The sequence below is a fragment of the Rhodococcus sp. IC4_135 genome (genome assembly GCF_011602025.1).
Taxonomy (GTDB): Bacteria; Actinomycetota; Actinomycetes; order Mycobacteriales; family Mycobacteriaceae; genus Rhodococcus_F; species Rhodococcus_F baikonurensis.
In genome coordinates, this window is record NZ_JAAOLG010000012.1 from 90,140 (window position 1) to 111,173 (window position 21,034).

Below are 21,034 nucleotides of genomic sequence, written 5' to 3' on the forward strand. Positions count from 1 at the left end.
GCGCACAGTGCTGTTAGGCCTGCAGGCCGGCTTCGATCTCGAGGGTGATCGTGATCTTGTCGCCGACAACTGCTCCGCCGCCTTCGAGGGGCATCTCGATGGAGATGTCGAAGTCCTTGCGGTTGATGACGGTGGTGGCTTCGAATCCGGCGACGGGGCCCTGGCCCATGCCCGGGTTGACGCCGTTGAACTCGAGGTTCAGCTCGACCTCGCGGGTGACGCCGTGGAGCGTGAAGTCGCCGGCGAGGACGAAGTCGCTGCCCTTGGCGCGCACTGCGGTGGACTTGAAGGTGGCCTTCGGGAACTTCTCCACGTCGAAGAAGTCAGCGGACTTGATGTGGCCGTCGCGCTGCTCGTTCTTGGTGTTGATGGAGTCCACGGAGATCTCGGCCTCGACGGCCGGGGTGCCGTCCTCGGCAACGGTGATCGTTCCGGAGAACTCGTCGAACGTTCCACGGACCTTGGAGACCATGAGGTGGCGAACCGAGAATCCGACGGTGGAGTGGACGGTGTCGATGACCCAGGTTCCGGCGGTCAATGCGGGCAAGGTTGCGGTGGTCATGGAAGCTCCTGAATAAGTAGTTGAATGTTCAAGTTCTTGTAGCTTCAACTATGGACCCCGAGAAATCCTTCCGCAAGATCATGTGAGCTGCATCACAGTTGGTGTGCTTGCGGCATAGACCGCGTGAAGCGCCGATGCTGTCACCGACTGATGCACCGCAATGCCCCAGCGTCCTTCGCCGTTCACCACACACTCTGCGATGGTGACTGCCGAATTTGCACTGCCGGAAGATTCCGGGTTGCGGGGCAGTGAATGCTGGGTGAGCGAGACGACCTCGACCGCCGAGCCCTGTTCGGTCAGGATTTTGCTCAATGCCTCGATCGGTCCGGACGCGCTGGCTGCAGCGGTGACCTCGCGCCCGTCGCGTTCGATGGCGACGAACAACTGATCACCGTCGGCGGTGTGTTCCAGCGAGTACCGCCGCACTCCTCCGTTGTACCCGTACTCGCGCAGCAGCAGGTTCCACAGCTGATCGGCTGTCATTTCGGTGCCCGAGTCGTCGGTCTCGAGCTGCACCCGTGAGGCGAAGTCGATCTGCAGGCGGCGGGGGAGTTCAACCCCGTATTCGGTCTGCAGCAGATATGCGATTCCACCCTTGCCCGACTGGCTGTTCACGCGAATGACCGCCTGGTAGTCGCGGCCGACGTCGGCGGGGTCGATCGGCAGATAGGGGACTGCCCACGGCGTCGACCCCGGATCGACGCCGGCGGCCGCCGCACTCTCGTAGTGATGCGCGAAGCCCTTCTTGATCGCATCCTGGTGGGTTCCGGAAAATGCCGTGTACACGAGATCGCCGCCGTACGGGTGGCGCTCGTGGACGGGAATTCTGTTGCAGTACTCCACTGTTCGACGGATCTTGTCGATGTCGGAGAAGTCGATCTCCGGATCGACGCCCTGTGCATGCAGATTCAGCCCCAGTGTGACCAGGTCGACGTTGCCCGTGCGCTCGCCGTTACCGAACAAGCACCCCTCGACGCGTTGGGCACCGGCCAAGACTGCCAGTTCGGCGCACGCAACCCCGGTGCCGCGGTCGTTGTGCGGGTGGACCGAGAGGATCACCGAATCACGTCGAGCCAGATTCTGGTGCATGTATTCGATTTGATCGGCATAGATGTTGGGGGTCGCGATTTCGACTGTGGCAGGCAGGTTGTGGATGACCGGACGATCGGGACTGGCGTCCCAGAGTTCGGTGAGACTGTTGCACACCTGCAGGATGTAATCGGGTTCAGTGAGGTTGAAGACCTCGGGCGAGAACTCGAATCGCCATCCGTCGTGGCCTTCGCCTCCGCGGGCCACGTCTTGCGCGGCGCGGAAAATCATGTCGTGCAGCTCTTCTCGCTCCTTGCCGAGAACGACGTTTCGCCACGTCGGCGCCGTCGCCGTGTACATGTGGACGACCGCGTTCGGCAGTCCTTCGATCGACTGGTATGTCCGCTCGATCAAATCCGTACGCGCGGCGGTGAATACGACGATGGTGACGTCTTCGGGAACGAGATCGAATCGCACCAGGTCTCGCACGAAATCGAAGTCGGTCTGGCTCGCGGAGGGGTAGCCGACTTCGATTTCCTTGTAGCCGATCGCCACGATCAGTTCGAACATCCGACGCTTGCGTTCGGGGTCCATCGGTTCCGCGAGGGCTTGGTTGCCGTCACGCAGATCGACGGGCACCCACAGCGGTGCCGCGGTGGTGCGATTGGACGGCCAGGTCCGTTCGAATGCCGGAATCTCGACGCGATCCCACGCGGCGCGATAGCGCTCGGACGGCATGGGTGACGGCTTCTGGTTGTTCCAGTGGTTGGCGCGGGTAGTGCTCATCTTCGGTTTCTCCTGCGGTCGAGTAGAGAGACCGGCATGGCGAAACCCCGCGGAGGGGTGCCGGTCTTTCAGGCCCCGCCGCGGCAGTCGAGAAGGAGTGCTCCTGTAGCCATGCGGGCTACACTAGAACGAAATCACTTATCAGACAACCTGAGGAGTTAACGTGTCACCGATCGTCGAGCGTCGGCTGCTCACCGACCAGGCCGCGGAGTTGCTGCGAGCGCGGATCGTGAGCGGTGAATGGGAAGTCGGCGCCAAACTTCCAGGTGAAACCACGCTGGCGGCGCAGCTGGGAATCGGGCGGTCCACCATCAGGGAAGCGGTGCGGACTCTCGCGGGCCTCGGCATGCTCGAATCGAGACAGGGCGCCGGTGTCTTCCTGCGGAGTACGACGCCTCCGGATCAGTGGCCGCGCGTGCTCGAAGCCGAGGCGATCCTTCACGTCGTCGAGGTGCGGAACGCGGTCGAGATCGAAGCGGCTCGGCTCGCTGCGCAGCGCCGCGACGCCGTGGACGTCGCGGCTCTGAGGCAAGCGTTGGACGGTAGAACTGCCGCTGCGCACTCTGGTGACGCGGCCTTCGTCGACGCCGACATCGCCGTCCACCGAGCCGTGGTGGATGCGGCCCACAATCCCGTGCTGTCGGAACTCTTCGAGACTTTTGTGCCGCGTCTGCGGGCCGCGTTGATCGAGTTGATCGCGGTTCTCGACCTGCATCCCCACAGTCAGCCCGACGCGGACGAGCATCGAATGTTGGTGGACGCCATCGAAGCCGGTGACGCGGAGGCAGCGGTACGGATCAGCCGAGCCCACCTCGACGACATGGCGGCCGCGTTGCGACGCTAAACGCCCGGCTGTTCTCGACGTTCGAATTCGAGGTCCATCTCGAGGTCTTCGTGGTGCGTCGCGCGGAACGTGATCAAGAAGACGATCCAACCGGCGACAGCGACCATGATGAAGCTGACCATCCGATATACAAACCATGCCGCAATTGCCTGCGCTCCACTGGCACCGGCGATCGTCAGCGCGGTGATCAGTGCGGTGTCCACGTAGCCCAGCCCGCCGGGAAGCAGCGGAATGCTGCCGACTGCTTTGGCGGCGGTAAAAGCAATCAGGAGCCCCGCGAAGGAGGGTTCCGCGCCCACCGCCCAGCATGCGAAACCCAAACAAGCGACATCGGCGACACGATGGATGGCCGACCACCCGAATGCGATGACCGAGTCGGTGCGGCTGAGCTCGACCGAATCCAGTTGCTTGAGGATTTCGGACCAACGGTGCATACCGCGCCCGGTCGGGTTATTGCGAGAACGGTTGTACAGCGCCAGAACTCGGTGCCCGATGCGCTCGATGCTGCCGGGATTCTGGGCTATGTATCGCAATGCCAGAAACAGTGCTGCCATGCCGACGAGCGAAATCGTGAGCGTCACAGGGCTGACCTTGGTGCCGAACGCCGCTGCGCCGGTAGCGCCGAGTAGTGCCAGCGTCGCGGCGGCGATGACACCGCACATCGCCAACTGCCAGGATGCGACAACCGGTGTAGCGCCCCACTTTCGAGTCTGCTTGTACGTGAACGCAGTGGAGAAGACCTGGCCGGCAGGCAACGTCAGCGCCATTGCTGTACTGGCATAGATGACCGAGAGGTTCTTGAGGTGACCGGCAACCACACCGGCGGCATTGAGCAGACGTTGTTGAACGGACGCGTAACCGCTGAGTGAAATGAGTTGGGCCGCGACGCACGCGGCCACCCAACCCCAATGGATTTCGGTCAGGACCCGCCAGGCCTCACTTAGCCTGGGCCAGAGATATGCGCCTTCAACTAGCAGGAGGGCGATGAGCGCTATCCCGAGTACCCACTTCAGCCACCAGAAGCGCCCTCTGGCCCGACTGGTCTCGGCCACGGGCGGGCGTGGTCGTCTCAGTCGCCGTGGGGTGTTTCCAGGCTGAGCCATCGACTCACCCTAACCAATTTGATCCGGATCGACCTCTGGATACTTTTCGGGCCACGCCAGATGCGTCAGTCGTCGGCGCCCACGCAGTTGGACTTGCTCGCCGAGTTCCCACTCGGCCTGTTCCTCTTCGTCGGCGAAATACAGCGCGCTCGTCGACGCCAGCACTCGGCTGGGCCGAAGCTTCGCGAGCTCGGTGAGTCGCGACGCTTCGTTGACCGGATCGCCGATCACGGTGTACTCGAAACGTTCGGCAGCACCGATGTTGCCGGCGACCGCGAGCCCCGCGCTCACGCCGATTCCGACGTCGAGGCCGGTGATGTCGTTGAGCTTGAACCGCAGCTCGCGAGCCGCCGCGAGGGCCGCCGTCGGAGCGTCGGGGCGATCGAGTGGTGCACCGAAAATTGCGAGCGCCGCATCACCCATGAACTTGTTGACAAAACCGTGGTGGCGATCGATGACGTCGACGACCACACGGAAGAACTCGTTGAGCAGCTCGACCACTTCACCCGGCGGGCGCTCGGCAGCGGCGCCGGTGGATCCGACCATGTCGACGAAGAGAACTGCCACGAATCGAGTTTCGCCGCCCAGTTCGGTACCGAACTTCAGCGCGCGCCGGGCCACGTCCTCGCCGACGTGCTGACCGAACAGCTCACGCAACAGACGACGCTCGTCGGACTCTTTCATCATGCGGTTGAAGCCGACCTGGAGCCGGCCGATCTCACTGCCGTCGAACACCTCGACGCGTACGTCGGTGGCGCCGCGCTGCACTCGCTCGATGGCGCGTCGCAGTTGGCGGATCGGATCGGAGATCTGGGTAGCCGTCAGCATCGACAGTGCAAACGCCTGCACGATCGCCATGATCGAGATGAGCAGGATCGCCCACGCGAGCGAGTCGGGGGAGAACTCGAGATCGGTCGTGAGCTGCGTCGAGCACAGCAAGATGATGCCTGCGACGGGCATCAGCGTGCCGAGTCCCCAGGTCATCGCCAGCCGGGTTCCGACGCCCGGCGCCATGGTCCGATCGAATTCGCCCTCGCTCAACGCCTGGGCGGCGACCGGACGCAAGATGCGCTCGCCGAGCATGTAGGTGAACCCGAAGGTCGTGGTCGCGGCCATGCAGACCGTCACGATCACGGCGATCGCGAGTCCGGGCATCTCGGTGATGGTCAGGAACACGAAGATGATGCCGCCCAGAATCCACAGCACCAGGTGAACGATGGCCTGGCGAAGAGGCGCGTGAAGTGCCGCCATCTGTTCGGACCTCGTCGGTGGACCTCCGCGCAGCCGCCAGCGAATGACCGACTTCAACATCATGGCCGCCGCGGTGAGGCTGACGGCACCGGCGAATGCCAGGTACACGCCGAAGATCGCGAAGTTGCGGACCCGGTCGGCGACTATCGCGTCGGACTCCTGGATCGGCACGCCGTACCGGACGAAGGCAAAAACCAGGACCGCGCCGATCAGGTTGGCTGCGAGCATGGAGAGCATATAGAGGGGCCACCGGCTGCGGATGGTCACCGCTATTGCTCTGTATGAGGCCCGCACAGGGTTCAATTTAGCTGGCAGAGGTCGAAGTGTTGGTACGCGCGTCCGATTATTCGTCCGCTCACCTGTGTCGGCCGGTCCGGTTAGGCTCGCGATGTGAACGCAAACAGGGGGCGTGCGGAGCGAGCTTCGAGGATGAACAAACCCATCTCCGCCGACGCTCGGGCGGTGCATCCCGGCGTGCGCATCGCGGCGGAATGGTCGTGGCGCCTCATTGTGATCTTCGCCGGACTGTTGGTTCTCGGATACGTGGTTCTACGTCTCGAAACCGTGCTCATCCCGGTGGGGCTGGCTCTGTTGGCATCGGCTCTGCTGATTCCGGTGGTCGATCGGCTACAAGTGTGGGGTGTTCCTCGCTCGGCAGCGGTGATCGTTGTTCTGCTTGCCTCGATCGGACTGGTCGCGGGAATCATGACGTTTGTCGTCGAGCAGTTCATCGACGGGTTGCCGCAGCTCACCGACCAGTTCACGGCCAGCGTCACACAGATTCAGAACTGGCTCACCAGCGGTCCGCTTCACTTCAGCGAGGATCAGATCCGCCAGGCGGGTGATTCGGTCGTCAAGTCGGTCCAATCCAATCGTGAGTCCCTTACCAGCGGCGCCTTGACCACGGCGACGGTCATCGGCGAGATCTTCACCGGGGCGTTGCTGACGCTGTTCACCCTTATCTTCTTTCTCTACGGCGGCGACCAGATCTGGCAGTTCGTCACCCGGATCGTTCCCACCGACGCTCGACGTCGCGTGCGGATCGCCGGTTCTGCAGGTTTCGGGTCGCTGATCGGCTACGTGCGCGCCACGGTCGCGGTTGCCGCCGCCGACGCGATCGGAATCGGTGCCGGCCTCGCGATCCTCGGGGTGCCGCTCGCCCTGCCGCTGGCGTCGTTGGTGTTCATCGGCGCGTTCATCCCTATCGTCGGTGCATTTCTGACCGGTTTTCTCGCAGTGCTTGTCGCTCTGGTCACGAAGGGTTTTCTGACCGCTTTGATCGTTCTCGGGATCATCATCGGCGTCATGCAGCTCGAAGCGCACGTGATGCAACCGCTGTTGTTGGGTCGCGCAGTTCGCCTGCATCCGCTGGCAGTCGTTCTCGCCATTACCACGGGCATCGTCCTCGCCGGAATCGTCGGCGGGCTCTTGGCTGTTCCGATCGTCGCCGTCCTCAACACGGCGATTCGTTCCCTCCTCGCCGACGACCCGGACGTCGCGTACGCGGAGCTACACGTCGAGGACCCGGAGACTCCGCTGTTCCCCGCCGAACCCGACGAGCCGCGCGCCGAGCCTCGCGTCGTGAACCCCACGCCTCCCGATGACTGAGCCCACGCGCCGTCGCCGGCTGCACTACCAGCCGACCGTTCGCGAGGCGTCGGGCGTCGACACCGACCCGGATGCGCCGCTGTGGCGGGCGGCGCAGGCGTTTCGCCTCGTCACGCTGGTGTACGCGATCAGTTACCAGTTCGCTTCGGCCTCCGACTACACCAACTCTCGGCTCAGCTGGTTCTTCGTCGCTCTGATGGCCGTGTGGTCCGGGGTGTCGGCACTGCTGCTCGGGACCTCCGGTGCCGTGTTCGGGAAGACGCTGCCGCGGTACCAGGTGGTGATCGCCGATCAGGTGGTCGTCATCTTGCTGATGGCGTCGACGAGGCTGGTCTCCGACCACGAGTGGTATCAGAATCACCAGACGCTCCCCACCACGCTGTGGGCTACCAACGCCGTCATCTCCGCGGCAATTCTCGGCGGGCCGTGGCTCGGCATGGCGTCCGGAGTTGTCATTTCGGCGGCCAGCGCGATCATCCGCGATCAGGTCAACCTGGATCTCTGGCGCGATGCGACGGCTCCCGTTCTCGTATCGGTTGGTCTGGCGTTGGGCTTGGCCACCACCACTGCTCGGCGCTCGCATCGGCAACTCGAACAAGCCGTACGTCTGGCAGCGGCAACGGAAGAGCGTGAACGCTTGGCACGCGAAGTACACGACGGCGTCCTGCAGGTCCTGGCGATGGTGCGCCGGCGCGGAGCCGCACTCGGCGGCGAGGCAGCGGAACTGGCAGCTCTGGCGGGAGAGCAGGAGGTCGCGTTGAGAATGCTGATCTCCGAGCAGGTTTCGGGTGCCGCGGCAGACGTCGGCGGGCAGACAGTGGATTTGTGTCCGTTGTTGACCACACAGGCCAGCACGTCGGTGTCGGTGTCGACGCCCGCGCACCCGGTCGTGATCGAGCGCGATCGAGCCATCGAACTGGCTGCCATCGTCGACAACGCTCTGTCCAACGTCGGGCTCCACGCCGGGCCCGCGGCGAAGGCATACGTGTTGCTCGAAGATCTGCCGGACGAGGTGATCGTCAGCGTCCGCGACGACGGCGTCGGAATTCCCGAAGGCCGCTTGGCGCAGGCCGAGGCCGAAGGCCGCATGGGAGTATCGAAGTCCATTCTCGGTCGAGTGCAGGCGCTCGGCGGAACGGCGGTCCTGCAAACCGGGCCGGGGGAGGGCACCGAATGGGAGATCAACGTTCCGAAGGGGAAGAGTGAGCGTGACTGACGAACAGGGCGAGAATCCGGTGACGGTGATGGTCGTCGACGATCACCCGATGTGGCGCGACGGCGTCTCCCGGGACCTCGAGGCCGCAGGCTTCACCGTGAGCGCCACGGCGGAGGGTGTCGAGAGCGCACGCCGACGAGCCGCCGCCGTGCAACCGGCCGTGGTTCTGATGGACATGAACCTGCCGGACGGAAACGGTGCCGACGCTACCATCGCAGTGCTCGAGGTTTCGCCGAAAAGCAAGGTCCTGGTGCTTTCGGCGTCCGCCGAGCGTGACGACGTCCTTGACGCGGTCAAAGCCGGAGCGTCGGGTTACCTGGTCAAGAGTGCTTCGGTGGCGGAACTGCTCGAGGCCGTGCGTGCGACTTTCGACGGACAAGCCGTCTTCACACCCGGCCTCGCCGGATTGGTGCTCGGTGAGTACCGCCGGATGTCGACGGCACCGGCCGACGATCGCGCACCAGAGCTGCCTCGGCTCACCGACCGTGAGACCGAAGTGCTCCGCCTTGTCGCCAAGGGGCTGAGCGCGAAACAGATCGCCACGAGGCTCTCGCTCAGCCACCGGACCGTCGAGAACCACGTGCAGGCAACGCTTCGGAAGCTTCAGTTGGCCAATCGCGTCGAGCTCACGCGATACGCAATAGAACAAGGTCTCGAATAACGTTTATCCTGGAAATCATGGAGGCCAGGAATCTACGCGTATCCGATGCCGAACGAGAGCACGTCGGCGAGCTGCTGCAGAAAGCCGTCGGTCAAGGAATGCTCTCGCTCGGTGAGTTCACCGAGCGCATGGACACTGCCTTGGCCGCAAAGACGCGAGGTGAGCTCAACTCCGTTCTCGCCGATCTGCCGGGCATCACGCTGATCTCCGACTACGACCCACCCGCGTATCCGAATGCGGGTCAGCCGATGTACCAAGGCCAGCCGTATCCGGCGCCGACGTACCAACCCCAGCCGCCGCCGGTTCACCCGAGCCCGCCTTACCGCGCTCCCGTCGGAGCTCCGGTTGTCGGTACTTACGGAGCCGCCAACGCTGCCGTGATCCGTGGACGAATGGCGACGGTGACACGGAACGGAGCATGGATCGTTCCGCCAGCCGTCGTGGTCGACACCAGAATGTCCAGTGTGACTATCGATTTCACGCGCGCGGTGATGCAGACGCAGGTCGTGAACATCTCGATCGACGACTACGCCAGTTCGATTTCACTGATCGTTCCCGAAGAGGCGACAGTGGACATGAACGGTGTCGAGGCAGTCGGAGGAAGCGCGTCGAACAAGGTTCGTTCCGGCCCGCAGATGGGCCCGCTGCACCTGGTGGTGCACGGCAAGGTGCGATTCGGCAGTGTCACAGCAAAGCATCCCTTCGGTACCACGATCCGAAAGATGTTCGGCTCCTGACCTTTCAGTGATAGGCGCGGGTCAACATCTCGGCGACGCACACAGGTTTGTCGCCGTGTTCTCGTTCGAATGTCTGCGTCACCGTGATCTGGACACCGCCATTGATCGGTTCGACTTTGCTCAACGTCGCACGCATGCGGACACGAGAGCCCACCGGTAGCGGGGCAGGCAACCTGACTTTGTCGAATCCGCAGTTGAGAGCAAACGCAAAACCTTCGAGCGAGAACATCGCATAGGAGAACTTGGGTCCCAGCGACAGTGTGTAGTTGCCGTGCGCGATCGTTCCGCCGAACGGTGACTCCTTCGCGCGATCCACGTCGACGTGAATCCACTGATCGTCGCCGGTGACGCGGGCGAACTCGTCGATGGACTCCTGCGTGACCTCGTGCCAGTCGCTGACGCCCAACTCTTGGTTCAGGTTGGCGCTGAGGTCTTCTGCTCCGGTGAGTACAAGCATGAATCTTCTTTTGATCGGTAGGTGCTGACAGCGGTCAGTGACTTTCGATGCCGAATCCCACACCGTGTGTCTGTGCGATCTCGGCGGTGGCAACGAGATCGAATTCGATGCCGAAGTCGGCTTCTACCCGCGCTGCAACCGATTCCGCGGCGGAACCTGCTTCGGCCAGTAACTTCGGCATCAGTTCGAACAGGCCTTCCATCCCTCCAGGCGTGATGATTTCGAGTATCCGGGCTGGAACGTCGTCGGGATTCCACACGGCATGCCACTGGCCACGCGGTTTGAAGATCATGGCGCCGGCCTCCGCGTAGACGATCTCGTCTCCGACCATCGCTGCGACGCGGCCACTTTGAACCACCGTGTACTCGTCTTCCCGGCTGTGGCGATGGACCGGTGACGTCATCGAATGCGCGGCGATGCGGTGCTGCACAAGCGAGAATCCTCCCTCGGTTTGTTTGCTTCGGACCATCATCCGGACGCCGGTGGCCGCGAGGGTCCCGGCGAGGTCTTCGTCCGGTCCGAGGACGGTCGTCGTGGTGTGGTTTGTGGAATTCGGGGACATCGATTCGGTCCTTCGTCGTCGTGAGCGTCGTTGGCCGCGCTCCGGTTTGTCGATTCCCAAATCATGTACCAATCGGTCTAGTGATGCAAGGTTTTCTTGATTTCTGCACTTCAAGTGTTGTCGATATGTGTACTGATCGGTATATTGTACTTATGTCTACAAGGGATTTGTTGGTCGATGCCGCCGCTGACTTGTTGCAGCGGAAGGGCTACGCGGGAACGGGTGTGTCCGAAGTACTCTCGGCGAGCGCGACTACCAAGGGTTCCTTGTACTTTCACTTTCCCGGCGGCAAGGAAGAACTCGCAGGCGAGGCTCTGAGGCGACGCGGCGAGGCAATGGCCGATTTCATCCGACATCTGCTGGAGAGCTCACCCGATGCGGCCACCGCGATCTCGGCCTTCGCCGCAGCACTGGCTGCTCGGTTGTCGGATTCGGACTACGAGCGCGGATGCGCACTGGCCACAGCAACACTCGACGCCGCAACCGAATCCGAGGTCATCCGTGGGGCTTGCGCGGACGGATACAACTCGTGGCTCGCACTGCTGGCCCAGCGGCTCGAAGCAGACGGCTGGTCCCCCGAAGACGCAGAGTCGGAGGCAATTCTCGCTCTGTCCGCACTCGAGGGCGCGCTTGTGCTCGCTCGCGCGCGTCAGGATCCCGCTCCGCTTCACACCTCGGGTCGGCTGCTCTCCGAACGATTGCGGAACGCAGCGCCTCGGCGATAGCGCGTTGGATACGAGAAGCCCCCACGCTGATCGAGTAGTACTACTCATCTGATCGGTTCGGCCAGGCAGCAAGCTCGTATCCATGACCACACCGAGCTCTTCCGCTGTCGATCCGCGACTGGTGACAGCTCTGTCTGCCGAGTGCGACAGCATCGGCCGACAGTTGCGTCACATGGGCCAGAACCTGTCGATACTGCAGGCTCAGCTGGCCTCGACCGCCGTGCCCGCGCCGGTAGCTCCGGCACCGGTAGCTCCAGCTCCCGTCGTTCCGGTGCACCCGATGCAGCCGGTCCGTCCTCAGCAGAGCGTGCCCGCCTGGCAACCACCGGCGTATCCGGTGGCTGCGCCTCGGCAGCCCTGGTGGCAGCGCGATGGCGTCATCAGTCGACTCCTGGCCGCGGCCGGTGTTGCCGTCACCCTGATCGGCGTCGTGATGCTGCTGGTACTTGCCGCGCAGGCCGGATTCTTCGGACCGCCGCTGCGGGTACTCGGTGGCGCACTCCTTTCCGGCGCCTTGGTGTTTGCCGGTGTGCGGGTCCACGGACGCCCAGGCGGCAAAGTGGGGGCGATTGCTCTGGCTGCCACCGGTTTTGCGGGAATGTACCTCGACGTCGTCGCGGCGTCTGTTCTCTACGGTTGGGTGGCGACGCCGCTCGCGGTGGTGATCGCCTTCGGAATTGCTGCGGCCGGCGTTGCTCTGGCGGTGAAATGGGATTCCGAGTCACTGGCGCTCATGATCGTTCTGGGCGCAGCGGTGCTGGCTCCAGTACTGACGTCGGGAATATCGTTGACCCTCATCGGTTTCCTGTTCGCGATCCAGTCGGCGACGTTCTCCGCCCAGCTCGGTCGTGACTGGAAGTATCTGGGAATGGCGCGCACCGTACCGGTGGTTCTCGCACTGCTCGTAGCGACAGCGTCGGAGTCCATATTCAACGAATCCGGTAACAGCTCACTGCAATTGGTGATCAGTGCCGTCGTGGTTGCGGGTGTGGGAGTCGGCTGCGCGATGGCCCTGCAGTGGACGGGTTCGCCTTCGCGTGACGGTGTTGCAGGGGCGTGGTCCACCGCGACCTTTGTTGTCTCGACCCTTCCGCTGATGAGCGTCGGGGCCGTGCTCGGAAACACCGAATCCGCAGTGCTGTACGGAATTGCTGCGGCACTACTTCTTTCCGCTGCAGCGGCGGCCAAGCCTTTGCCGACGCAACTGCGATTCGGACTGGGCGCAACCGGCGCTCTTGCATTGTTGCTGTGCTGCTTGTCCGGGGCGACGGAATCTCTGGTCGTACCGCTGGTCCTCACCGTCGGCATGATCTTCCTCGGAGTCTCGCTCCACGCGGGTTCGCGTTTCGTCTTCGCTCTCGGAACCGCCTTTGCGGCCATCGGATCGATCGGATACCTCACGACGGTTCCGCCGGAAGCGTTGACGACCGCCCGTGCCGCATCCATGCAACTCGGTGCGATCACGGCACTCTCGAGCCTGACGACGATAGGCGCACTGGTGATGCTGGTGTGGGCGATTCACCGACTGAAGTTGGTCGCCGATACCAATGCGGCGGTTCTATGGGCGGCCGCAGGGTTCGGTGTCCTCTACGCGGTGACGTGTGCGCTCGTCTCATCAGGCGTCGAAATTTTCGACAGCGCAACCGGATTCGTTGTCGGACACAGCGTTGCCACCATCGTTTGGATGCTTGCCGCCACGTCAGCGCTGGTGCTCGGCCTGAACAACCGTCAGCATGCTCGCGTTTTGCTCGGAGCTGGTCTTGCTCTCACCAGCGCGGCAGTGGCCAAGCTGTTCCTCTTCGACCTGGCCACGCTCAGTGGGCTGGTGCGCAGCGCTGCCTTCCTGGTGGTCGGCTTGCTGCTCCTGCTGGTCGGGACACGTTATGCACGAGCCTTCGCCAAGCAGGAGCAGGTCAGCTCCGCTTCTGGCGAGCGATGAGCTCGCTGACACTGATGGCGCCTGCGTCGTCAGGTCGGTGCCTGCCGGTGGCGTTGTCGTCGCCGTCAGAGGCATCCGAGACTCGGGGCTCGGTGGGACGACGCTCCGGAGCGATCGGTGGAGGCGGCGACTGGGGGGTCGCCTCCACCGAGGTCGGGGTAGAGCCGTTGGTAGCCGAGCCGTTGGTAGCCGAGCCGTTGGAGGCACCGTTCCGGCCCGCACCGTTAGCGCTCGCACCGTTAGCGCTCGAACCGTTGGTACTTGAACCGTTGGTCACAGCTCCATTTGCCGCCGAACCGTTTGTACGCGAAGGCGTCCGGACCACCGGTAGCGGCCGTGAGGCCGGGGGAGTCTGTTCCCGAGCCCGCAGGTCCGACAACCAGCTCTCGATGGGACGCTCGGCCGGCGCCGCAGGCGTGGGGTTTCTGCGCTTGTCGCTGGCGTTCGGTTGCGGCCGGTACGAGGGATTGGGCACCGGTGCCTCGATCAGGTTCTGGGGGGCGCTGGCTGCACTCCCGATATCGAGACGGCGCCGCGGTGCGGGCTTCTCTGCGGCGGGAGCCTCCGTGTTGGGTGCCTTCACCGCCATTTCGCTGAGCGGAATGGGCTCGGTGAGTGGATCGGGAACGCGAGGTCCACTTTCCGGCTGTGCGGCCGGGGCAGGCGGCGGCATGACGCGCGAGGCCGCTTCGATCTTGCGCGGCTGACCCGGTCCGGCGATCGCACCGACGGGCGCGATCTGTGGGACGTTCGCGAGTACCAGCTCGTTGTCGAGGATCGGCTCACCGAGCCCGATCTTCTGCTGGATCCGCTTCATCCAGGCCGGAGCCCACCAGCAGTCGTCCCCGAGCAGTTTCATGGTCGCCGGGACCAGGAACATTCGGATCAGCGTGGCATCGATGATCAGCGCGGAGATCATGCCGTAGGAGATGTACTTCATCATCACCAGATCGGACAGGCCGAATGCACCGGTGACCACGATCAGGATCAGTGCGGCAGCGGTGATGATCCGGCCGGTATGTGCCGTGCCGATTCGGATGGATTCGGTAGTACTTGCGCCCTGCGCTCGCGCTTCGACCATGCGAGAGAGCAGGAACACTTCGTAGTCGGTCGACAGGCCGTAGACGATAGCGATGATCAACACCAGGACGGGAGACATGATCGGTCCCGGCGTGAAGTTCAGCAGACCCGAACCGTGCCCGTCGATGAAGATCCAGGTCAAGATTCCGAGTGTCGAACCCAGTCCGAGCGCGCTCATCAACGCAGCCTTGATGGGTAGGACGAGCGAACCGAACGTCAAGAACATCAGCAGCGTCGTCAGCAGGATGACCGACACGACCATCAGCGGCAGACGGTCGAGCAACGCGTCGACGCTGTCCTGCTCGATGGCCGGAGTACCGCCGACGAGAACAGTTGTGCCCTCTGGCCAATCCGCGGATCGCAGATAGTCGATGGTGGGACGTGCCTCGTTGCGCTCCGTCAGACCGGCTTTGAGGACGTTGACACCGTCCTTGGTCGCGACCTCCGGGGTGAACTTCTCGACCAGACCCGGCGCAGCGTTTGCGGTCTTGGAAATCTGACCGAGAGTGGTGTTGTCGGCTCCCTCGATGACGAGTCGAACGGGCTCGGTGCGATTGCCCGGGAAGAGTTCGTCGAACTGCGCCTGCGCGACACGCGTGGGGCTGTCCGGGGGCAGGTACGTCTCGTTGATCCCGCCGAACTTGATGCCCGTCAGCGGAATGATCATCAGCAGGAGAGCCGCGACGATCGGGACCGCGACCTTGAGCGGATGCTGCATGACCCAGCGGGTGAGCTTGCCCCAGAAACCGTTCTCGATTTCCTCGTTGGTCTTGGTCTGGCGCAGCTTCTTGAAGGTCAGCGCGTCGATCCGCTTACCGAGAATGCCGAGAATCGCGGGAAGAATCGTGATGGACGAGATCGCGGCAAGCATGACGGCAGCAATGGCGCCGTAGGCCACCGATTTGAGGAAGCCCTGCGGGAACAACAGCAGACCGCCGAGGCTGACGGCAACCATGGTCGCCGAGAACATGACCGTTCTGCCCGCCGTCATGACCGTTCGGCGTACTGCGGTCGGGGTGTCGTACCCCTCGGCTATCTCTTCTCGGAAACGGCTGACGATGAACAGTCCGTAGTCGATCGCCAGACCCAGGCCGACCAGAGACACCACCGGCGCAACAAACGCGTTGACCTCGGTGAAGTTGGTGATCAGTCGAATGATGCCGTTGGCGCCGATGACAGTGAGACCGCCGACGATCAGCGGGAGGGCAGCGGCGACGACGCCACCGAAGACGAAGAACAGCAGGACACCGACAGCGGGAATCGCGAGCATTTCCATGCGCTTGATGTCGTTGGCCATCGTGTCGTTGAGTGAATTCGCGACAGGTTGCAGGCCGGCGAGTTGCACGTCGACGCCGTCGATGTAGAACTGCGACTCGACGTCGCGGAAGTTGTTGGACACCGCGGTGTCGTTGTCGCCGGCGATCGCGATGCTGGTGACCGCGTGTTGCTTGGTCTTGTCCGCCAGGGCAGCCACCGAGAGACCGTTGTCGACCTTGAAGTACGAGCCGTTGATCTTCATGATCTGGTCGGGGTTGTCGGCGACGAGCCGCTGCAGATTGTCGATGACCTTCGCTTGGAACTCGGGGTCGTCGACGGTCTTGCCCTCCGGCGCCGTGTACAGCGCCAGAACGTCACCCGTCGTGCTGCGTCCGAACGTGCCGTCAGCGAGTTTTGCAGCCTCTACCGATTCCGACCCCGGATCGTCCCAGCCGCTCTGGCTGAGATGATCCTGCAGGCTCAGGCCGTACGCAGCGAGCCCGAGGAGCCCCGCCACCATGACAGCGATGACGGTGAAGCGGGCTCGATAGACGATGCTTCCCCAGCTGGCGAACACTGATCAACTCCTACTCGGCAACACTTTTTCGCCCGATGAGCAGGGCAGAAAGCGGTCGGAACGGCTGCAACCAGGCGCCCTCGTCGGGCAGGGTGTCCAGGCTTACCCGTGGCAGAGGCTCACGGAAGACACCTGGGATGTCCTCGAGATCGACGAAGTCCAAGATATCGGACGACACAGCCCAGCTGGCGTGTTCACGGAACCCGAGAACCTGGACCGGGATACCGGTTGCTGCGATGTCCTCGAGAGGTTCGCGGAACGCTTGGCCGTCGGCGGACGCGACCATGATTCCGGCGAGGCCCTCGCCGTACCTGAGCGCGATGTGCTCGAGCATGTCCGAATCGACATCACTGTCTTCATCGACCTTCGGCTTGGCGAACACCGCGAAACCCACGTTACGCAAGGCTTCGACCCAAGGACGAACGACGTCGGCGCTGCCGGAGGCGATGTTGGTGAAGACGGTCGCTTCGGGCTCGAGCGTGCCGCTGTTCTGTGCGGACAGTTCGGCGGTGCGAGAGAGCAGCCAGCGACCCAACGCGTCGAATCGTGGCCGGTAGGCGGCGGTAGGCCGGCCACCGAGGATGGCGCCGAGGCCCATGTCGAGGTTAGGGGCGTCCCAGACCAGAAGCACCCGCTTGGGGTGGCGGGAGTCACGACCGAAGTCGAGAGGAGATTCCGACGACGTCACGTCGTCGGATAGCTGTTCGCTGACGCTCATGCTCTGATCTTCCCCCATATAAGCTCGGTGATTGCACTTCCGACCTTATGGGCTTTGTCCTCGAACTTGGTGACCGGACGCTCGTGGGTCATCGGAGACTCCCAGTCGAGCGCGGTCAGCAGCGGCTCGGCATTGCCGGCTTCTTCGATCCATTCGGCGTACTCGGCGTGATCGGTTGCCACGTGCAGCACTCCGCCAGGCTTGAGGCGGTTCGCGATCAGCGCGAACGTCGGCCCCTGCAGCAGGCGACGCTTGTGATGGCGGGCCTTGGGCCACGGATCCGGGAAGAACACCCGGACACCCGTCAGCGACTCGGGGGCGACCATGTTCTCCAGTACGTCCATCGCGTCACCGCGCAGTACGCGGACGTTGGGAATCTCTTCACGTTCGACCTGCTGCAGAAGCTGCGCGAGCCCCGGGCGATACACCTCGATCGCGATCAGGTTCACGTGCGGCTCCGCCTTGGCCATTGCGGCCGTCGCGGTGCCGGTACCCGAACCGATCTCGATGATCAGGGGTGCTTCGCGTCCGAACCAGGCGTTCGCGTCGAGCGGTGTGTCCGAGACGTCGGCGCCGATGAGCGGCCACTGACGGTCCCAAGCCTGCTGCTGTGCGTCGGTCAGAGCACCCCGGCGAGAGCGAAAGCTGGTCACTCTCGGATGGAGACGGGACCCCTTGGTGTGGTCCGTCTGCCCCGTGTCAGGGGTCTGCGGTGCATGCTGATCGGCTTCGTTCACGAACCCATTGTCACGCATGACCCCCGTTTAGCGCAGACGGGTCTGAAGTTTGAGTTGAGACTTTCCGCGGAAAGTCCTGAATCCGCCGACTTCGGACAGTCGACGAAAGGGTGGTGTCACCTGCCGTCCTTGCCGAGAACCTGACAGAATCTCACCGACACGATGGGGACGTGGGGTGGGGATGAACACAGGATTTGCATGCCGTGATTGGTCACGAATGTTGCCCGCAGAATCGATCGACGACGCCTGCGCGGAGCCGATCGACCAGTTGCGCGCTCTGGCATATCGGCTGACGTCGATCGATTCGGGAGCCGCGGAGACGGTTCACTCCGTGCTCGGATCGCTGACTGCGCCGCTCGAGCTGGTGGTCGCCGGACGGGCAGGGGTGGGGCGGTCGTCGGTGGCGCGGATCCTGGGGCGCGACGACCGGTTCTCGCGCAGAGTCGTCGGCGCACCGGTTGTGTTGACCGAGTCGCGGGCATTCGACGTCCCCGGAACGTCGAACCCCGATCTGGGTCGTCGTTGCGTCGTCTACGTAGTGGTCGACGCGGTCCGCGACGTCGACCGCCGAGCGATCGCCCGAGTCTCGGATCGGGCGGTGGTGGCTGCGAACAAGGCCGACCTGTTCGGGCCGCGCTGGGACGAGGCACTGGGACGGGCGGCGGAAATCTCGGAGACCGTCGGCGTGCACACGGTTCCGGTGGAGACATTGACCGGGTGCGGCGTCGAAGAGTTGTTCGCGGCCCTCGGCCCTGTCCTGGAGACGCAGTGGTGGCGCCGGGTCGAGCGGATCGGCCCGGAGCTGACGCAATCTGCCTCGCGCAACACCGCCGGTAGAGACGAGATCGAGATGTATCTGAGGTCGGACTCCGCGGTGTTGTTCGGTGCCGCGGCGGCGATAATGAGCCCCGAAATTCGAGCCCTGCGTCAAGGCGAGCCTCCCGATCCTCGTACCGCCGACGACGCGGGCACGTGCAGTCGATGGTGGGGCCGGCTCGTGGACGAGTCGGAACAAGCTCCGCAACAAAGGGTCTCACTGATTCGCCGCGGGTATGTGCGTCGGTGGGCGCAGCTCGGGGGCGATCGCTCCGCTCCGGTAGCGACCGATGAATAGCGTTTCGGTACTTCCGGATTCGGTGCTGCGCGTGGTGCAGCGATGGAATCCGGCATCCGATCCGGGTCGCCAGGTCGCCGCCGAAACATCCAGTGGCACTCGCATTTACGTCGTCGGCCCGTCGAGGTGTGGACGGGAAGACGTCGCGCAGATGTTCAGTGCTTCGGATAATTGTTCGACAGTGACACGCGAGGTGGACGCCGACGTCGTACTTCTGGTCGTCGACGCCGCCAGTGTGATCGGGCGCGAGGATCTTCATCTCCTCGACGATGCCGCCGAGAGCGGAACCCCGGTGGTGGTGGCGCTGACCCGCGTCGACGTCTACCGAGACTGGCAGGCTGTGCGCCGGCGTGATGCCGAGATTCTCAATTCGCACTGCACCGCTTTTGCTCAGGCCCCGGTGGTCCCGATTGCGCCTGGTCAAGAGCAGTCGCTCGTCGAGGTCGTGAGACGGGTGGCACGGGAGAGGGAAGCAGGCGGTTCGGATTCCGGTGTCATCGCACAGACGCGCCGGATGATCGAGATGGAGATCCGGAATCTGCGTGACAGGGTTCCTGGGGCCGAACTGCGGGCCGAGCGATCACAGCTGCTCGCAGACCGTGACGGCCGGCGAGGCGAACGCCTGGTGCAGGTCCGAAGCAGACTGCAGCGAGCGCGCGGGGATCTGTTGCAACAGATCGCCGACGCAACCCGGGCGACGGTCGCGGGGGCACGTGCCTGGGTCGACGCGGCCTCGCGAGCCGAATTGGGCAGCATGCCGGTGCGGTTGCAGCACGAGGTCGACCATCACACCCGGGTCTTCGATGCCGCGATGGCGGCAGCGGTGGAAGTGGCGGGCACGACCGGGTACATACCTTCCCCACGGATTCCGGAGAACCCGCCGGGGCGTCAGCGAGGAAACGAGGAACGCGTGACAATTCTTGTCGGCGCGTCCGCGGGCCTCGGCCTCGGCCGGATCGCGGTGACTCCGCTGGAGATGATTCCGGCCCTGGAGTTCGCGAGCATCCCCGTGACGTTGGTTCTTGGTGGCGCCGCGGCCTGGTGGTTGGCGCGAACTCGCGCGCTGATGGCGGATCGTGCCCACTCCAGGTCGTGGATCGTCGAATCGATGTCGACCGTCCGCGCACAGTGGGAGCAGCGAGTGCAGAGCGTGCTGCTCGAGGCCGAAGCAGATCTGGGAGCGGCGATCATGGCGGAGAGCCGCGAACAGTTGGCGTCGGCGCAGGCCCGAATCGCGGAGATCGACGGTGAACTTCGTGAGCTTGCCGCGGCCAGATCGGGTCAACTGGCGTCGTGCGAGCGCGACCTCGCCGTTTTGAACGCCGCCTACTGACGTTTCGCGAGTGCGGAGTTCTCCACAGCGCCGCAATTTCGGCCACGACTGATCGTCGGGGTCTGGTAATACTGAGCGGACGGTTTCGGTAGGGGTTGCCGAAGCAGTAGGTCACCATCCAGTAGGGGGAGTAATGGACGCATTTCTGATCACGGCCGGACACATCGACGGGCACGGCTTCGACGCCGAAGCGCTCGATGCGGGGCGTATCGAGCCCGAGACCTTCGGGCCCTCGTCGGGACCGGTCGACGCCGGCGACCTGAACTTCGACGCCTTCGACTTGGACGGTGACGGAACGGTCGACAGCCGTGTCGTCCACACCGACGACGCCGTCGTGATCGTGTCCGATTTCGATCGTGACGGTAGCGCCGATCGCCTCACCATGATCGAGTCGGACGGGGATTACTCGGCCTGGGAATGCAGTCGAGACGACGAAGGCGCCCTCGTGTGGCAGAAAATCGATGCCGGAGCGCTCTGAAAAGCTTCCGTTTATGTGCTCTGAGCGCCGGGTAGGCACCTGAACACACCAACTGAATCGTTTCTGTGACATTTCTGACCGCACCCGATTACCTGCAGGTGAACAGCCAGCGTTAACCTCAATACATAGGACACCCGGCGTCCGTGAAATCCACGTGAGTGGATGACGCGGCTGGACCCCGTCGAGAGGGGGACACCGGGATCGACTGGTATCGGGGCGCTGCAGTTCGCATCCGGTGTCACGAGAACCCGGTTCCGGCT

At 63.7% G+C, this 21,034-nt stretch carries 19 protein-coding genes; 10 read left to right on the top strand and 9 right to left on the bottom strand.

The window, feature by feature from the left end; genetic code table 11:
- Window positions 1-13 precede the first annotated feature (13 nt).
- Complete coding sequence (locus G8767_RS21240; RefSeq protein WP_050655476.1) at window positions 14-562, bottom strand: YceI family protein; 549 nt, start codon at window positions 560-562, stop codon at window positions 14-16.
- A gap of 78 nt (window positions 563-640) precedes the next feature.
- Window positions 641-2,377, bottom strand: a complete 1,737-nt coding sequence (locus G8767_RS21245) for a 2-isopropylmalate synthase (RefSeq protein WP_166811604.1) — start codon at window positions 2,375-2,377, stop codon at window positions 641-643.
- Between the two features lie 163 nt (window positions 2,378-2,540).
- On the opposite strand from G8767_RS21245, the gene G8767_RS21250 reads away from it, so the two are divergent.
- The gene (locus tag G8767_RS21250; RefSeq protein WP_007734477.1) at window positions 2,541-3,221 is read left to right on the top strand and encodes a FadR/GntR family transcriptional regulator; all 681 of its coding nucleotides are present in this window, start codon (window positions 2,541-2,543) and stop codon (window positions 3,219-3,221) included.
- Here G8767_RS21250 and G8767_RS21255 read toward each other — a convergent pair.
- Together G8767_RS21255 and G8767_RS21260 are read right to left on the bottom strand one after the other, a co-directional pair.
- Complete coding sequence (locus tag G8767_RS21255; RefSeq protein WP_166811606.1) at window positions 3,218-4,324, bottom strand: YbhN family protein; 1,107 nt, start codon at window positions 4,322-4,324, stop codon at window positions 3,218-3,220. The genes G8767_RS21250 and G8767_RS21255 overlap by 4 nt on opposite strands.
- A gap of 9 nt (window positions 4,325-4,333) precedes the next feature.
- On the bottom strand, window positions 4,334-5,812 hold the full coding sequence (locus G8767_RS21260) for an adenylate/guanylate cyclase domain-containing protein (protein WP_003945952.1): 1,479 nt from the start codon (window positions 5,810-5,812) through the stop codon (window positions 4,334-4,336).
- Between the two features lie 192 nt (window positions 5,813-6,004).
- On the opposite strand from G8767_RS21260, the gene G8767_RS21265 reads away from it, so the two are divergent.
- The 4 genes from G8767_RS21265 to G8767_RS21280 are packed head-to-tail and all read left to right on the top strand — an operon-like array spanning window position 6,005 to window position 9,797.
- Window positions 6,005-7,183 carry an AI-2E family transporter gene (locus tag G8767_RS21265; protein ID WP_124569042.1) on the top strand — a complete coding sequence of 393 codons (1,179 nt, stop codon included), beginning with the start codon at window positions 6,005-6,007 and terminating at the stop codon, window positions 7,181-7,183.
- Window positions 7,176-8,399, top strand: a complete 1,224-nt coding sequence (locus G8767_RS21270; protein WP_166811608.1) for a DUF5931 domain-containing protein — start codon at window positions 7,176-7,178, stop codon at window positions 8,397-8,399. The genes G8767_RS21265 and G8767_RS21270 overlap by 8 nt, the downstream gene beginning before the upstream one ends.
- A gap of 28 nt (window positions 8,400-8,427) precedes the next feature.
- Window positions 8,428-9,060 carry a response regulator transcription factor gene (locus tag G8767_RS21275; protein ID WP_152965808.1) on the top strand — a complete coding sequence of 211 codons (633 nt, stop codon included), beginning with the start codon at window positions 8,428-8,430 and terminating at the stop codon, window positions 9,058-9,060.
- A gap of 17 nt (window positions 9,061-9,077) precedes the next feature.
- Window positions 9,078-9,797, top strand: coding sequence for a DUF1707 domain-containing protein (locus G8767_RS21280; RefSeq protein ID WP_007734485.1), 720 nt, complete (start codon window positions 9,078-9,080; stop codon window positions 9,795-9,797).
- A gap of 4 nt (window positions 9,798-9,801) precedes the next feature.
- On the opposite strand, the gene G8767_RS21285 is transcribed toward G8767_RS21280, so the two are convergent.
- Window positions 9,802-10,254: a MaoC family dehydratase gene (locus G8767_RS21285; protein ID WP_050655484.1), complete on the bottom strand. Its 453-nt coding sequence runs from the start codon at window positions 10,252-10,254 to the stop codon at window positions 9,802-9,804.
- Between the two features lie 34 nt (window positions 10,255-10,288).
- A complete protein-coding gene (locus G8767_RS21290; protein WP_050655485.1) occupies window positions 10,289-10,816 on the bottom strand; it encodes a cupin domain-containing protein in 528 nt (175 codons plus the stop codon).
- A 152-nt stretch (window positions 10,817-10,968) separates the two neighbouring features.
- On the opposite strand from G8767_RS21290, the gene G8767_RS21295 reads away from it, so the two are divergent.
- Window positions 10,969-11,541, top strand: a complete 573-nt coding sequence (locus G8767_RS21295) for a TetR/AcrR family transcriptional regulator (protein ID WP_166811611.1) — start codon at window positions 10,969-10,971, stop codon at window positions 11,539-11,541.
- 82 nt (window positions 11,542-11,623) lie between these two features.
- Entirely contained in the window at window positions 11,624-13,480 is a 1,857-nt protein-coding gene (locus G8767_RS21300; protein ID WP_166811613.1) for a DUF2339 domain-containing protein, read from the top strand.
- Here the strand turns inward: G8767_RS21300 and G8767_RS21305 are convergent.
- From G8767_RS21305 to trmB, 3 genes are read right to left on the bottom strand one after another with little or no spacing between them, the layout of a single operon-like run.
- Window positions 13,455-16,394, bottom strand: a complete 2,940-nt coding sequence (locus tag G8767_RS21305; RefSeq protein WP_166811615.1) for an MMPL family transporter — start codon at window positions 16,392-16,394, stop codon at window positions 13,455-13,457. The two genes, G8767_RS21300 and G8767_RS21305, sit on opposite strands and share 26 nt — an antisense overlap.
- Window positions 16,395-16,404: 10 nt before the next feature.
- Window positions 16,405-17,112, bottom strand: a complete 708-nt coding sequence (locus G8767_RS21310) for an NYN domain-containing protein (protein ID WP_003945733.1) — start codon at window positions 17,110-17,112, stop codon at window positions 16,405-16,407.
- On the bottom strand, window positions 17,109-17,867 hold the full coding sequence (gene trmB, locus G8767_RS21315; RefSeq protein WP_037132323.1) for a tRNA (guanosine(46)-N7)-methyltransferase TrmB: 759 nt from the start codon (window positions 17,865-17,867) through the stop codon (window positions 17,109-17,111). Before trmB ends, G8767_RS21310 begins: the two co-directional genes overlap by 4 nt.
- A gap of 199 nt (window positions 17,868-18,066) precedes the next feature.
- Here trmB and G8767_RS21320 point away from each other — a divergent pair, with 199 nt between their 5' ends.
- From G8767_RS21320 to G8767_RS21330, 3 genes are all read left to right on the top strand, one after another.
- Window positions 18,067-18,963: a GTPase domain-containing protein gene (locus G8767_RS21320; protein ID WP_166811617.1), complete on the top strand. Its 897-nt coding sequence runs from the start codon at window positions 18,067-18,069 to the stop codon at window positions 18,961-18,963.
- The gene (locus tag G8767_RS21325; protein ID WP_240952519.1) at window positions 18,956-20,296 is read left to right on the top strand and encodes a hypothetical protein; all 1,341 of its coding nucleotides are present in this window, start codon (window positions 18,956-18,958) and stop codon (window positions 20,294-20,296) included. The genes G8767_RS21320 and G8767_RS21325 overlap by 8 nt, the downstream gene beginning before the upstream one ends.
- Before the next feature lie 133 nt (window positions 20,297-20,429).
- A complete protein-coding gene (locus tag G8767_RS21330) occupies window positions 20,430-20,774 on the top strand; it encodes a DUF6802 family protein (protein ID WP_166811619.1) in 345 nt (114 codons plus the stop codon).
- Window positions 20,775-21,034 lie beyond the last annotated feature (260 nt).

What these genes read in the sequence shown, in the direction of transcription:
- G8767_RS21310 (WP_003945733.1), bottom strand. Translation starts at nt 17,112, where the DNA reads ATGAGCGTCAGCGAACAGCTATCCGACGACGTGACGTCGTCGGAATCT.
- G8767_RS21320 (WP_166811617.1), top strand. Translation starts at nt 18,067, where the DNA reads ATGTTGCCCGCAGAATCGATCGACGACGCCTGCGCGGAGCCGATCGAC.
- G8767_RS21330 (WP_166811619.1), top strand. Translation starts at nt 20,430, where the DNA reads ATGGACGCATTTCTGATCACGGCCGGACACATCGACGGGCACGGCTTC.
- G8767_RS21300 (WP_166811613.1), top strand. Translation starts at nt 11,624, where the DNA reads ATGACCACACCGAGCTCTTCCGCTGTCGATCCGCGACTGGTGACAGCT.
- G8767_RS21255 (WP_166811606.1), bottom strand. Translation starts at nt 4,324, where the DNA reads ATGGCTCAGCCTGGAAACACCCCACGGCGACTGAGACGACCACGCCCG.
- G8767_RS21275 (WP_152965808.1), top strand. Translation starts at nt 8,428, where the DNA reads ATGGTCGTCGACGATCACCCGATGTGGCGCGACGGCGTCTCCCGGGAC.
- G8767_RS21265 (WP_124569042.1), top strand. Translation starts at nt 6,005, where the DNA reads ATGAACAAACCCATCTCCGCCGACGCTCGGGCGGTGCATCCCGGCGTG.
- G8767_RS21285 (WP_050655484.1), bottom strand. Translation starts at nt 10,254, where the DNA reads ATGCTTGTACTCACCGGAGCAGAAGACCTCAGCGCCAACCTGAACCAA.
- trmB (WP_037132323.1), bottom strand. Translation starts at nt 17,867, where the DNA reads ATGCGTGACAATGGGTTCGTGAACGAAGCCGATCAGCATGCACCGCAG.
- G8767_RS21245 (WP_166811604.1), bottom strand. Translation starts at nt 2,377, where the DNA reads ATGAGCACTACCCGCGCCAACCACTGGAACAACCAGAAGCCGTCACCC.
- G8767_RS21290 (WP_050655485.1), bottom strand. Translation starts at nt 10,816, where the DNA reads ATGTCCCCGAATTCCACAAACCACACCACGACGACCGTCCTCGGACCG.
- G8767_RS21240 (WP_050655476.1), bottom strand. Translation starts at nt 562, where the DNA reads ATGACCACCGCAACCTTGCCCGCATTGACCGCCGGAACCTGGGTCATC.
- G8767_RS21270 (WP_166811608.1), top strand. Translation starts at nt 7,176, where the DNA reads ATGACTGAGCCCACGCGCCGTCGCCGGCTGCACTACCAGCCGACCGTT.
- G8767_RS21295 (WP_166811611.1), top strand. Translation starts at nt 10,969, where the DNA reads ATGTCTACAAGGGATTTGTTGGTCGATGCCGCCGCTGACTTGTTGCAG.
- G8767_RS21325 (WP_240952519.1), top strand. Translation starts at nt 18,956, where the DNA reads ATGAATAGCGTTTCGGTACTTCCGGATTCGGTGCTGCGCGTGGTGCAG.
- G8767_RS21260 (WP_003945952.1), bottom strand. Translation starts at nt 5,812, where the DNA reads ATGCTCTCCATGCTCGCAGCCAACCTGATCGGCGCGGTCCTGGTTTTT.
- G8767_RS21280 (WP_007734485.1), top strand. Translation starts at nt 9,078, where the DNA reads ATGGAGGCCAGGAATCTACGCGTATCCGATGCCGAACGAGAGCACGTC.